General features: G+C 71.2%; 10 protein-coding genes and 1 pseudogene. 4 read left to right on the plus strand and 7 right to left on the minus strand.

Annotated elements, in window-relative coordinates; translation table 11 throughout:
• Complete coding sequence (locus AB0D85_RS03260; RefSeq protein ID WP_362312841.1) at positions 1-429, plus strand: hypothetical protein; 429 nt, start codon at positions 1-3, stop codon at positions 427-429.
• Between the two features lie 59 nt (positions 430-488).
• Here the strand turns inward: AB0D85_RS03260 and AB0D85_RS03265 are convergent, their stop codons facing one another.
• From AB0D85_RS03265 to AB0D85_RS03275, 3 genes are all read right to left on the minus strand, one after another.
• Positions 489-2807 carry an FtsX-like permease family protein gene (locus tag AB0D85_RS03265; RefSeq protein ID WP_362312843.1) on the minus strand — a complete coding sequence of 773 codons (2319 nt, stop codon included), beginning with the start codon at positions 2805-2807 and terminating at the stop codon, positions 489-491.
• 65 nt (positions 2808-2872) lie between these two features.
• Positions 2873-3562 carry an ABC transporter ATP-binding protein gene (locus AB0D85_RS03270; protein ID WP_362312845.1) on the minus strand — a complete coding sequence of 230 codons (690 nt, stop codon included), beginning with the start codon at positions 3560-3562 and terminating at the stop codon, positions 2873-2875.
• Entirely contained in the window at positions 3559-4083 is a 525-nt protein-coding gene (locus AB0D85_RS03275) for a PadR family transcriptional regulator (RefSeq protein ID WP_362312847.1), read from the minus strand. Before AB0D85_RS03275 ends, AB0D85_RS03270 begins: the two co-directional genes overlap by 4 nt.
• 181 nt (positions 4084-4264) lie before the next feature.
• On the opposite strand from AB0D85_RS03275, the gene AB0D85_RS03280 reads away from it, so the two are divergent.
• Positions 4265-5203, plus strand: a complete 939-nt coding sequence (locus tag AB0D85_RS03280; RefSeq protein WP_362312849.1) for an NAD(P)-dependent oxidoreductase — start codon at positions 4265-4267, stop codon at positions 5201-5203.
• Positions 5200-5337, plus strand: a pseudogene (locus AB0D85_RS03285) (sigma factor); the annotation flags it as partial. The gene AB0D85_RS03280 and the pseudogene AB0D85_RS03285, both read left to right, overlap by 4 nt.
• 140 nt (positions 5338-5477) lie before the next feature.
• On the opposite strand, the gene AB0D85_RS03290 reads toward AB0D85_RS03285, so the two are convergent.
• Together AB0D85_RS03290 and AB0D85_RS03295 are read right to left on the minus strand one after the other, a co-directional pair.
• Positions 5478-5726 carry a hypothetical protein gene (locus AB0D85_RS03290; RefSeq protein ID WP_362312851.1) on the minus strand — a complete coding sequence of 83 codons (249 nt, stop codon included), beginning with the start codon at positions 5724-5726 and terminating at the stop codon, positions 5478-5480.
• Positions 5723-6643, minus strand: a complete 921-nt coding sequence (locus tag AB0D85_RS03295; RefSeq protein ID WP_362312853.1) for an SPFH domain-containing protein — start codon at positions 6641-6643, stop codon at positions 5723-5725. The genes AB0D85_RS03290 and AB0D85_RS03295 overlap by 4 nt, the downstream gene beginning before the upstream one ends.
• A gap of 258 nt (positions 6644-6901) precedes the next feature.
• Here AB0D85_RS03295 and AB0D85_RS03300 point away from each other — a divergent pair, with 258 nt between their 5' ends.
• On the plus strand, positions 6902-9337 hold the full coding sequence (locus tag AB0D85_RS03300; protein WP_362312855.1) for a transglycosylase domain-containing protein: 2436 nt from the start codon (positions 6902-6904) through the stop codon (positions 9335-9337).
• Between the two features lie 51 nt (positions 9338-9388).
• On the opposite strand, the gene AB0D85_RS03305 is transcribed toward AB0D85_RS03300, so the two are convergent.
• A complete protein-coding gene (locus AB0D85_RS03305) occupies positions 9389-11494 on the minus strand; it encodes a SpoIIE family protein phosphatase (protein WP_362312857.1) in 2106 nt (701 codons plus the stop codon).
• A gap of 307 nt (positions 11495-11801) precedes the next feature.
• Positions 11802-12515 carry a DUF402 domain-containing protein gene (locus tag AB0D85_RS03310; protein WP_362312859.1) on the minus strand — a complete coding sequence of 238 codons (714 nt, stop codon included), beginning with the start codon at positions 12513-12515 and terminating at the stop codon, positions 11802-11804.
• Positions 12516-12539 lie beyond the last annotated feature (24 nt).

A 12539-nucleotide genomic window follows, 5' to 3' on the forward strand; every position in this document is an offset into this window, starting at 1 on the left:
ATGGCGACGAAACGCATGGCCGCGAGTTTCTCGGACCAGGTGATGAGCCTGGTCAAATCGCTGCGGAACGAGGCGCCGGAGTGCGTCGCGTCCGGAGTGGTCGACATGTCCACCGGGATGCTGCTCTCGTACGAGACGATCGACAACCACCCGGCCGAGGTCCTGGACCTGCTGGCGGGCGCGACCCTGGACCTCTTCCAGGGGCGTACGGTCGTGATGATCGAGGACGTCTTCAAGGAGCGCCGCGGCATCTCCGATGACAACCACTTCTTCCAGGAGATCCTGGTCAACAGCGACAACCTCACCCATCTGTTCATACGCATGAACGAGCAGCAGGACGTGGTGGCCGTGGTCGTCTGCCGCAAGTCCGTGAACGTCGGGATGCTGTTCGCCCAGGCCCGGAGGGTGGTGCGGGAGCACAGCCTGTGACCGCACGGCACATGGGCCCCCTCCCGGCGGGAAGGGGCCCATGTGGAGGTGCGCGGCGGCTACTCCGTGCGCAGGCCGTCCGGGCGCATCAGGCGCAGCAGCGGCGGCAGGCTGAGCAGCGTCACCGCCAGGACGACCGCCGCGCCGAAGCCGGTCATGGCCAGCACGCCCGGCCAGTCCACGCGCACCGTGGAGCCGACCATCTTCAGCAGCACCGTGCCCAGCGTCAGCCCCACCGCGCCGGCCAGCAGCAGGCCGAGCCCGACCGGGATCGCCGCCTGCCACAGCACCGACAGGCTCAGCGTGCGGCGCCGGGTGCCGAAGGCGACCAGGGCCGACAGCAGCTTCTTGCGCTCGCGCAGCTGCTCCAGCTGGCTGACCAGCAGGCTCGCGCCGATCAGCGCCAGTACGGCGGCGGCGCCGACGAACAGCCCGGTGCGGATGGAGTTGAACTGGCTGTTCCGCTCGACCGAGACCAGGGTGTCCGCCTTCATCAGCGGGTCGATCCGGACGGCCGTGTCGATCACGTACTCCCTGGCGTCGGGCACCCCGGAGTCGATGGACAGGTAGACCATGCCCTGCACCGCCGTGCTGGCACCGTGCGGCAGCGCGCCCGGGGTGAGCAGGAAACCGTCGCGCTTGTAGCCGGTGGGGTCCTCGCGGGACTCGGCCTGCCGCAGCCCCGCCGGCACCGTCCAGCGGCTCACGACGCCGTGGTCCTCGTCGCCGCTGTAGGCGGGGTTGAGGTAGAGCGTCCGGCCGTGCTTCTCCGCGATCGTCAGCAGCTTCGCCGTCTCGGAGTCGGAGTCGGAGCCCTTCAGCACGAAGGCGTCGCCGTCGTGACAGGACGGCAGGGTCGCGACCTCGCGCAGCGAGGCGCAGCTGCCGACGCTCACCGAGGCGGTCCGGCTCGGCTCCCTGCCCTTGTCGCCGGCCTCGCCGTTGGCGATCGAGACCACCTTCAGCACGCCCTTGGTGCCGGACATGGCCCTGGCGACCTCGGGCACCTGGACGCCGTCCGGTACCTGGACCGACATCTGTGCGCGACTGAGGTCGTTGGTGGTCCGCTTGGTGTAGTCGGCCTCGACGCCCGCGAAGACCATCTGGAGCGCGATCGCACCGGCCACCGCCACCGCGATCCCGTTGACCGTGCGGGCCGCCGTACCGCTGCTCAACTGGAGCCGTCTGACGGCCAGTTGCCAGGCCACCGCGCCCTGGCCGAGCCGGCCGACGACCGTCTCCACGACCCACGGCAGCAGTGCCGTGACGCCGACCAGGAGGAGCAGGATGCCGCCGGTCACCAGGTACTCGTTGAAGCCGCCGCCGCCGCGGCCCTGCCCGACCATCGGGTAGAGCGCGGCCAGACCGGCCACCGGGAGCAGCAGCCGCCACCACAGCCGGCGGCGGGCGGGCTTCGCCGTACGCACCACGCCGAGCGGCTCGATGACCACCCCGCGCAGCGCGAACAGGGTCACCAGCACGGCAGCCGCCGGGACGGCGACCGCCACCAGCGCGGCCAGCACGGGGGAGGGGTTGAGATAGCTCGGGAACACACTGGTGCCGAACACCTCGACGGTGCCCGCGAGCTGACGGCCGGCCAGGAAGAAGCCGGCGCCGAGGACCAGGCCGAGCAGCGCGCCGGCCATCGCCTCGCCGGCCGCGATCCGCCGTACCATCCAGCCGTCGGAGCCGACCAGCCGCAGCGCGGCCAGCCGCCGGTCGCGGCGCTCGCCGCCGAAGCGGACGGCGGCCGCGACGAACACGCCGACCGGCATCAGCAGCACCACGAACACCACGAGGACGAGCAGTGTGAGGACCGGGTCGGACTCCGAGTCCGGTGACCTGGGGCTGCCGAAGTGGTCGATCCGGGCCACGTCCGGCGGGTTGATGTGGTCGGCGAGGTCGGCGGAGCCCGCGTAGTAGGCGAGTTCCTGCGAGCCGGTCAGCCCGCTCTCCGCGATGGTGGCGGTGATCCGGTACGGCAGCCGGGCGCGCAGCAGCGCTCCGTCGTCGGAGGCCAGCAGCCGCTTCAGCGCGGGCGAGACGGCCATCTCGCCGGGCGCCGGGTACTCGGTGAGCCCGGGCGGCACCGGCGCCTTCGCGCCCTCCCGCTGGATCACCCGGCCGCGGATGTCGGCGCCGCGGTAGGGGGTGTCGATGTCCGCGACCACGAACGTCTTCTCGCCGGCCTTCATGGGGTGGCCGAAGGTGTACGTGTAGTCCGCCCGTGCCACATCGCGCTGGTGGCGTACGGCCAGCGCGTTCGGGATGGCCGTGGTGAGCAGCAGCAGCGCCACCGCCAGACCCACGCCGACCGCCGTCAGCGCGGCCCGGAACCAGCCCTCGCGTCCGCCCGCGAAGGCGAACCGCACCCCCATGGCCAGATCCCTGGACCTCCCCCACGCTCGGCTTCGCTCGCGCGGGCGGTGCCCCCTCCGGGCGTTCATACCGCCCGCTCCATGTCCCGGGACTTCCCGTCCCGTACGACGATCTCGCGGTCGGAGTAGGCGGCCACCCGGGCCTCGTGCGTGACCAGCACGACGGCCGCGTTGGTCGAGCGGGCCGCGTCCGTCAGCAGCTCCATCACCCGCTCGCCGTTGAGCGAGTCCAGCGCGCCGGTCGGCTCGTCCGCGAACAGCACCCGTGGCGAGGTCACCAACGCCCGTGCCACCGCGACGCGTTGACCCTGGCCGCCGGAGACCTCACCGGGCCGCTTCTTGGCGAGGCCGTCGACCTCGAGCTGCCGCATCCACCCCAGGGCGGCCTTCTCGGCCTCCTTGCGGGAGGTGCCGTTCAGCCGCAGCGGCAGCGCCACGTTCTCCACACAGGTCAACTCGGGCACCAGCTGGCCGAACTGGAAGACGAACCCGAACTCGCTGCGCCGCAGCGCACTGCGCTCGGCGTCGTTCATGGTCGCCATCTCCCGCCCGGCGTACATGATCGAGCCGGCGTCGGGCGGCACGATCCCGGCGAGGCAGTGCAGCAGGGTCGACTTGCCGGACCCGGACGGGCCCATCACCGCGACGACCTCGCCCGGGTGTATGGAGAACTCGGCGCCGTCCAGGGCGACGGTCGGGCCGTAGGCCTTGCGCAGCCCCTCGGCCGCGAGCAACGAACCGGCGGGAACGCTCACTTGGCCACCTCCGCCCGGAGCTTCTCGAGCCGGGCCGCGGTCAGCTCCAGCCACCGCAGATCCGCCTCCAGGTGGAACAGCGCGTGGTCGCAGACGAGCTGGTCCGCGAGATCGCCCCCGCGCTTGCGGTCGGTGAGGATCCGCATGCTGCGCAGATGCTCGGAGCGCTGGCTGTCGAGGATGTCGGCGGCGTTCCGGTGCGTCAGCAGCGCGAGCACGACCTTGGTGTACAGGGTCGACTGGAGGTACTCCTCCGGCTTCTCCGGGGTCGCGAGCCAGCGCTCCACGTCGGTGATCCCGGCGTCGGTGATGGCGTACCGCTTCCGCTCCGGCCCGCCGCCCGCCTCGATGCCGTCGACTTCCACGAGCCCGTTCTTCAGCAGGCGGGACATCGTCGAGTAGACCTGGCCGTAGTGCAGCGGCCGGTCGTGACCGAACTTCTCGTCGAAGGCCCGCTTCAGGTCGTAGCCGTGACGCGGGCCGGACTCCAGGAGCCCCAAAAGGGTGTGACCGATGGACATGACGAGCACTCTACACACGGTGTATACGCGGTATGTATACGCGGCGTGTGTAGATCATCGCGGGGTGTGTGAACGCGCACGTGGGAGGCGATTGTCACGGTTGTGCGACAGCGCGATGTCACAGGAGCGCGGGCCTGATTCGTCTCTGATCCGGAAGCGGGTTTCGCGGACCGGGAAGGTGATGGCCGTGCGGGTGTTCGTGGCAGGCGGCAGTGGGGTTCTGGGGCGGCGGCTGGTGCCGCGGCTGGTGGCGCGGGGGCACCGGGTGACGGCCACGACTACCAGCGCGGCCAAGCTGGGGCTGCTGAGGCAACTGGGCGCGGAGGGCGTCGTCATGGACGGCCTGGACGCGCTGTCGGTCGGCGCCGCGGTGGCCGAGGCCCGCCCGGACGTGATCGTGCACCAGCTGACGGCGATCTCCGCGGCGCACGCCGGCAAGCCCGACATCAAGCATCCCGACCGCTGGTTCGCCCTCACCAACCGGCTGCGCACCGAGGGCACGGACCATCTGCTGGCCGCCGCCGAGGCGGCCGGCGTCCCCCATGTCGTCGCGCAGAGCCACGCCAGCTGGAACGGCGCCCGCGAGGGCGGCTGGGTGAAGACGGAGGAGGACCCGCTGGACCTGATGGCGGGCACGCCCGCACACGGCGGCATGCTGGCCCTGCGCCACCTGGAGGACGCGGTGCTCGCCGCGGGCGGCGCGGCCCTGCGCTACGGCGCGTTCTACGGCGCGGGAGCCATCGACGACCAGGTCCAGCTGGTCCGCAGACGCCAGTACCCGCTGGTCGGCCGGGCCACCGGCCACAGCAGCTGGATCCACCTCGACGACGCGGCGGGCGCCACCGTGCTGGCCGTCGAGCAGAAGGCGCGGGGCGTGTTCAACATCGTCGACGACGAACCGGCGCCGGCCGCCGACTGGCTGCCCCATCTCGCCGCGTGCGCCGGGGCGAGGCGGCCGCTGCGGGTGCCGGTCTGGCTGGCCCGGCTGCTGGCCGGCGAACAGGCCGTGGTGATCATGACCCAGGGCCGTGGCTTCTCCAACGCCAAGGCCAAGCGGGAGCTCGGCTGGGAGCTGCGGTACCCGTCCTGGCGGCAGGGCTTCGAGGAGGAGCTGGCATGAGCCCGGCGGAGGAGTTCGAGGAGCTGCGCCCGCTGCTGTTCGCGATCTCGTACCGCATCCTGCGCAGCGTCAGCGAGGCCGAGGACGCGGTCCAGGACACCTGGCTGCGCTGGACGACCGCGCCGACGCAACCCGGACAAGCTGCGGCACGTGGGCCGGGTGGCGGATGTGCGGGAGCTGTCGAGGGCGGCACCGCTTCGGGCCCCCAGGGGCGCGGGGAACTGCGCGACCAGCCCCCACCGGCCCGCACCTGACAACGCTCCGGGCCCCGCTCTCAGCCCGGGGCGGAGCCCCCCGGTGGCCGCCCCCGGCGCGGCAGAGGACCTGCCTCGCCGGGGAGGCGCCCCGCTTCCGCCAGCGCGCGCCGCAGCAGGAACTCGATCTGCGCGTTGGCCGACCGCAGTTCGTCCCCGGCCCACCGCGCCAGCGCCTCGTACACCGACGGGTCGAGCCGCAGCAGCACCTGCTTGCGCTGCTGCGGCCGGCGCCGTGGTGCCTCCTCGGGCGAGGGCGAGTCCGTCACTGGTAGAGCGTCCCGGTGTTGAGCACCGGCTGCGGCGCCCGGTCCCCGCACAGCACCACCATCAGGTTGGACACCATCGCCGCCTTGCGCTCCTCGTCCAGTTCAACAATGCCCTGCTCGGCGATCCGCGCGAGCGCCGCCTCCACCATGCCCACCGCTCCGTCGACGATCTGGCGCCGCGCGGCCACCACCGCACCGGCCTGCTGCCGCTGGAGCATCGCCGAGGCGATCTCCGGAGCGTATGCCAGATGCGTGAAGCGCGACTCGATGATCCGCACTCCGGCCGCCTCGACCCGCGCCTGGAGCTCGACGGCCAGCTTCTCGGTGATTTCCTCGGCGTTGCCGCGCAGTGAGAGCCCGGCCTCGTCGTGGGCGTCGTACGGGTACTCGATGGCGATGTGCCGTACGGCGGTCTCGGTCTGGGTCGCCACGAACTCCGTGTAGTCGTCGACCTCGAAGACGGCCTGCGCGGTGTCCCGGACCTTCCACACCACGACCGCGGCGAGCTCGATCGGGTTGCCGTACGCGTCGTTGACCTTGAGGACGGCGGTCTCGTGGTTGCGGACCCGGGTGGAGATCCTCGTCCGCGAGGTGAAGGGGTTGACCCAGCGCAGCCCGTCCTGGCGGATCGTGCCCCGGTAGCGCCCGAAGAGCTGGACGACCCGGGCCTCGCCCGGGGCGACCGTGTTCAGGCCGCGCATCGCGATGACGGCGGCGAGGAAGACCAGGACGCCGCCGACGGCGAAGGCGGGGTTCACGGTGGAGCTCGCCACGAACAGCGCGACGGAGGCCGCGAGTCCGAGGAGTCCGAGCAGCAGGGCGAGTCCGCCGCCGATGCTGTGCGCCGTGAACTCCCGTACGCGCGGGGCCGGCATCTCGGGTATGTCGGCGGTCGCCGAGGAGTCGTGAACGGACATGGGTCCCCCTTGAAGCTGATTCGTACCTAGCTTGACTCTATCTAAGTGATATCACTTTATCGCACCGGGCAACCCTACGCCGTTCCCAGTCGTCGGTTCCGTTGAGCGGGGTGCTGATTGTCACGTCCGAAAAAGGACAGATCGTGCGTCCTTTGTCATAGAGAGCGGTGTTAGCTTTCTGGACTGACCTGAGCCACGTACTTGTGTGACACCCGTACACACGTGTGACAGCCGAGATGAAGCGGAGCGGACGGACTCATGGGACGAGCGGACGAGAGAAGAGCTCGACAGCGCGGTGGCCGCCGTGCCGCGCCCGGGCACCGCTCGCCGCAGCAGGCTGCGCCGGAGACGCCGTCGGCGGCGGGCGGGACCGCGACGGCGGTCGAGTCGCCGGCCGCCGAGGGCGCCACCCGCGCGGAGCGCCGCAAGGCTGCCGCGAAGGGGAAGCCCGGCAATGCCGGCAATGCCGGTAAGTCCGGCAAGGACGGGAAGCCCGCCAAGGGCCGGATACGCAGGCTGTTCACCTGGAAGAAGATGCTCGGCGCCTTCTTCGCCGTCTGTCTGCTGGGCATCGGCGCCTTCATCGCGCTGTACATGTCGGTGAGCATCCCGGCGGCCAACGCCCTCGCCCAGACGCAGAGCAACGTCTACAAGTACAGCGACGGCTCGGTCCTGGCCCGCAAGGGCACCGTCAACCGCGAGATCGTGGACCTCTCCAAGGTGCCGAAGGACGTCCAGCACACCTTCGTCGCGGCGGAGAACAAGACCTTCTACAACGACAACGGCATCGACCTGAGGGGCATGGCCCGCGGCCTCTACAACACGGCGATGGGCCGCGGTACCCAGGGCGGTTCGACGATCACCCAGCAGTACGTCAAGAACTACTACCTCGACCAGGACCAGACCGCCACGCGCAAGCTGAAGGAACTGGTCATCTCGCTCAAGGTGGACCGCGAGAAGTCCAAGGACTACATCCTCGCCGGCTACATCAACACCAGCTACTACGGCCGCGGCGCCTACGGCATCCAGGCCGCCGCCCAGGCCTACTACCGCGTCGACGCCGACAAACTCACGGTCCAGCAGGGCGCCTACCTGGCCGCGCTGCTCCAGGCACCGAGCCAGTACGACTGGGCGGTGGCGGGCCCCATCGGCAAGAAGCTGGTGCAGGAACGCTGGAACTACGTCCTGAACAACATGGTCGGCCAGGGCTGGCTGGACAAGACCAAGCGTGACGCCATGACGTTCCCGATCCCCAAGGCGCCGAAGGCCGCCTCCGGTCTGGAGGGCCAGAAGGGCTACCTGGTCGAACTGGCCAACACCCAGCTGGAGAACCAGCTGATGAAGTCGGAGGGCATCTCCCGGTCCGACGCGGAGGCCAAGGTCGTCGACCAGGGCTGGACGATCACCCTGAACATCGACCCGAAGAAGCAGACCAAGCTGGAGGCGGCCGTCAAGAGCCAGCTCACCAGCAAGCTCGACGGCAAGAAGCGCAAGGTCGACAACAACGTCCAGGCCGGCGCCGTCTCGGTCGACCCCAAGACCGGCAAGATCGTCGCCCTCTACGGCGGCGTCGACTACTACAAGCACTACACGGACAACGCCACCCGTGCCGACTACCAGCCGGCGTCCACCTTCAAGCCGATCATCCTGGCCGCCGCGGTCGACCAGAGCGCGCAGACGCAGGACGGCAAGGCGATCAACGCCAACACGGTCTACGACGGCACCAGCGGCCGTGCGGTCAAGGGCAGCGACATCGCCTTCGCGCCGCCGAACGAGGACGACGCGGACTACGGCAACATCACCGTGCAGACGGCGATGAACAAGTCCGTCAACTCGGTGTTCGCGCAGATGGGCGTGGACGTCGGCATGAAGAACGTGCTGAAGACCGCCGACGACCTCGGCCTGGACACCAGCAGCCTCCAGGCGGTGCCCGCGATGACCCTGGGCACCATGGGCGCGAGCCCGCTGGAGATGGCCGGGGTGTACGCCACCCTCGACAACCACGGCCAGAAGGTCACCCCGACGCTCATCGCGTCGGCTGAGAAGAGCGGCCGCAAGATCGACATTCCCGATCCGATCGGCGAACAGGTCATCAGCCGCGCCGCGGCCGACCAGGTGAGCTCGGTACTGACCGGCGTGGTCGACGACGGTACGGCCAAGGTGTCGGTGGCCCAGAACCCGCTGCGCAAGGGCCAGCAGGTGGCCGGCAAGACGGGTACGTCCGACGGCAACAAGTCGGCCTGGTTCACCGGCTACACGCCCGACCTGGTGACCTCGGTCGGCCTGTTCGGCGAGGACGCCAAGACCCACAACCAGGTCTCGCTGACCGGCGCCACGGGCCTCATCCCCGGCACCGGCCGTATCAACGGTGGCGGTTACCCGGCGCAGATCTGGGCGGCCTACACCTTCGGCGTCACCAAGAAGGTGAAGTTCGACCTGGAGACCGACCTGGGCGCGGCCGTCCAGCCCTCGGAGACCCCGACCCAGAGCGCGTCCCCGTCGCAGTCCCCGTCGCAGACGCCGTCCCAGACCCCGACGAAGTCCGCGACCCCGTCCCAGACCCCGACGAAGTCGCCGACCTCGGCCCCGCCGACGTCATCGACGCCGACGACCACCCCACCGACGACACCGGACACGTCGACCCCGACGGGCGACACCACCGACAACCCGCTGGATCCGGGGAACGGTCAATAACGCGAGAGCCCCGCGCCCCCCTGAGGGGCGCGGGGCTCCGTCGTCGTACGGCTATCTGTTCAACTCGAACCAGACGACCTTCCCGGTGCTGAGCCGGGTCGCTCCCCACCGTCTGGCCAGTCTGTTGACGAGATACAGCCCCCGGCCGCCCTCGTCCGTGGCCCGCGCCTGCCGCAGCCGCGGCAGCTGGGGCACGTCGTCCCCGACCTCGCACCGCAGCACATCCGTCCGCAGCAACCGCAACGTCACCGGCCGCGACGCGTACCGCACCGCGTTGGTGACGACCTCGCTGACCAACAGCTCGACCGAATCGCTCAGTTCCTCGAGTCCCCAGCGCGCCAGGGCCCTGCGCGCCAGCCGCCGCGCCCGCCCCGGCGCCGCGTCCTCCGGCTCCAGGAACCAGTACGCCACATCGCTCGGCGCGATCCCGTCGAAGCGGGCGGCGAGCAGCGCGATGTCGTCGTCGCGGTCACCGGGCCCGAGCATGTCGAGCACCTCGTCGCACAGCGCTTCGAGCGGCGGCGGATGATCCGGCCCGGTCAGCTGCGCGGTCGCGGCGAGCTTCTCCCGCAGCTGCTCTATACCGGTCCACACGTCCCGCAGCCGGGACTCCACCAGCCCGTCGGTGTACAGCAGCAGCGTCGCCCCGGCCGGCGCGTCCAGCTCCACCGCCTCGAAGTCGACCCCGCCCACCCCGATCGGCGCGCCGGCCGGCACCCGCAGCACCTCGGCGCGGCCGCCCAGGTGCAGCAGCACCGGCGGCGGATGCCCGGCGTTGGCGATGGTGATGCGGTGCGACACCGGGTCGTAGACGGCGTACAGGCAGGTCGCCATCCGGTCGCTGCCGAGGCGCTGGGCCTGCTCGTCGAGATGGTGCAGCACCTCCTGCGGAGGCAGGTCGAGCCCGGCCAGCGTCTGCGCGGTGGTCCGCAGCTGCCCCATGATGGCCGCCGACGTCATCGAGTGGCCCATCACGTCGCCCACGACCAGCGCCACCCGGCTCCCCGGCAGCGGAATCGCGTCGTACCAGTCGCCGCCCACGCGCGCGGTCTCCGCGGCCGGCAGATAGCGCGACGCGAGCCGTACACCCGTCGCGGTCGGCAGGTTCTCGGGCAGCATGGTGCGCTGCAGCTCGTCGGCGATGTAGGCCTCCCGGCCGTACAGCACCGCCTTGTCGATGCCCAGCGCGCTGTGCGTGGCCAGCTGGGCGGCGACCAGCAGGTCGTCGGCCTCGAACGCCAGCCGCTCCGGGCGGCGAATGAACAGGGCCGCGCCGATCACCCGGCGCCTGCCGCGCAGCGGGGCGAGGATCGCGTGCTGGGCGCCCGGGACGAGCGACTCGTTGCCCTCGCCGAGGAGTTCGGGGAGCGCGGCACGTGCGGCGGGGGAGTCGGCGAACACCGGCCGTACGCCCCGCAGCACCTCGTTGAGGGCGCCGCCCGGCCGTACCTCGCACAGCTCGGCGGTGAGCGCGGCCAGGCCGATGTCGGCCGGGTCCGGCTCCGGGACGGGCACCGGCAGGAAGCCGCCCTCGGTGTCCCGTTCCTCCGGGATCCGGTCGGTACGGCGCAGCCGCAGCACCACCGGGCCGACCGGCCGTTCGTCGCCGACCGGCAGCGGGTCACGCAGATAGACGAGGATCGCGTCCGAGAAGGTCGGCACGGTCGCCCGGCACAGCCCCATCACGATCTCGTCGAGGTCTATGCCCCGGGCGATCCGCCGGGTCGCCGCGCCCACGAAGCGCAGCCGGTCGCCGTCCCGCCGCATCGGCATCGGCCGGCCGGGCGGCAGCCCGCGTCCGGAACGGCGCTCCTGCGCGCCCACCGCCCGTTCCTGCTCGGCGCCGGGCTGGGGCGGAATGCCCTCCGGGGTGGGGCGCGGCCGGTGCGGATCGGGCTCAGCGCTGGTGGGCTGGGCGTGCTCGGGGCCGTTGACGGAGTGCTCCTTGGACGTGCTGGTACCGGGACCGGAGGGCGTCTCGCCCGCGCGGGCCTGTGCCGGTAAGGCGGTGGTGCCGGAGGGACGGGGCTGCGCTTGCGGCTGCGACGTGGCCTGCGGCTGGGCCTGTGGCTGGGGGGAACGCAGGAGCGCCCCGCGGGCCTCCGCGGGGTCGACGCCCGGCTGTGGGCGTTCGTAGGAGGTGGGGTGCTCCGTCACGCGTGTCGAATCCGTCCGTCCGGGGCTGCGCGCCGCGCGCGCAGATGGTCCCGCCGAAGTCCCGATACCCGGATTGCGTGCCCCAGGAACGGAATTCCGGCGTGGCTGGAGGCTGTTCCTGTGCCACCGGCGGACGATCTGCGGCCCGCGCACCGCTCACCGGTGCTGCCCTCGTACCCCTCGCTCACGTCCTGCCGCCCCTCGGTGACGTTCGATCAAGCCCGGCACATGCTCCGGGAGTTGCGCTGCTGATACGTCCTTGCGGAGGACGATCCTACGGTTGTGCACCGGGGGCGCATCAAGGGTCTCATGAGGACACGTGCGCGGGGGTACGGTCCCAGTCCTCCGGCAGCGACGGTACCGCCCAGGCCGGGTCCGGGCGCCAGTGCTGCCAGCCGTCCGAGAACGGCCGCTCCCAGGCCCGTACGGCGTCCACCGCGGCCAGCCCCGCCGCCCGCACCCGCTGGGCCGTCTCCGCGGCCATCAGCCCGTCCCGCTGGGCCTGGGCGAACTCGTCCTCGTCGAGCCACTGCCAACTGCGGTCCGGGTGCACGGAGATGTCCAGGAAGTGGTCCTCGGAGTCCACCCCGCCGTCCCAACGGACCAGCGGCTGTTCGAGATTGATGTACCAATTCTTGAACTGCCAGCCAGGTTCCCAGAACAGCCACACGGACCAGGGCCGGCCGGGCTGCGCCAGCTTCAGCACGCCCGTGCCGCGCCAGTGGCCGTGGGTGACGGACCGGGGCTTGGTGTAGCGGGACTCCAGCGGCTCCTCGCCGACCGAAGAGCCGTCGGCGAGCACTGGCTTGATGCATTCGGTGCCGGGTGCCAGCCAGACCGCCAGGAACTCCTCGTCGTCCCGGACCACGGTGACGGGGCGCGCGATGTGGAAGGCGTCCCCGGCGTTCTCCCGGTAGCGCCACAGGATCTGGCTGCCCGGGGCCCAGAAGCAGGTCCCGTTCCCGGTCGCGCCGCCCGTTTCCCCGCGCATCACGCGTCTCATCGCTCCACCGTCTGCCATGCACAGATATTAGGTGCCGTAGGC

The organism is Streptomyces sp. NPDC048277 (genome assembly GCF_040652235.1).
GTDB lineage: Bacteria > Actinomycetota > Actinomycetes > Streptomycetales > Streptomycetaceae > Streptomyces.

What these genes read in the sequence shown, in the direction of transcription:
- AB0D85_RS03260 (WP_362312841.1), top strand. Translation starts at nt 1, where the DNA reads ATGGCGACGAAACGCATGGCCGCGAGTTTCTCGGACCAGGTGATGAGC.
- AB0D85_RS03265 (WP_362312843.1), bottom strand. Translation starts at nt 2,807, where the DNA reads ATGGGGGTGCGGTTCGCCTTCGCGGGCGGACGCGAGGGCTGGTTCCGG.
- AB0D85_RS03275 (WP_362312847.1), bottom strand. Translation starts at nt 4,083, where the DNA reads ATGTCCATCGGTCACACCCTTTTGGGGCTCCTGGAGTCCGGCCCGCGT.
- AB0D85_RS03280 (WP_362312849.1), top strand. Translation starts at nt 4,265, where the DNA reads ATGGCCGTGCGGGTGTTCGTGGCAGGCGGCAGTGGGGTTCTGGGGCGG.
- AB0D85_RS03295 (WP_362312853.1), bottom strand. Translation starts at nt 6,643, where the DNA reads ATGTCCGTTCACGACTCCTCGGCGACCGCCGACATACCCGAGATGCCG.
- AB0D85_RS03300 (WP_362312855.1), top strand. Translation starts at nt 6,902, where the DNA reads ATGGGACGAGCGGACGAGAGAAGAGCTCGACAGCGCGGTGGCCGCCGT.
- AB0D85_RS03310 (WP_362312859.1), bottom strand. Translation starts at nt 12,515, where the DNA reads ATGGCAGACGGTGGAGCGATGAGACGCGTGATGCGCGGGGAAACGGGC.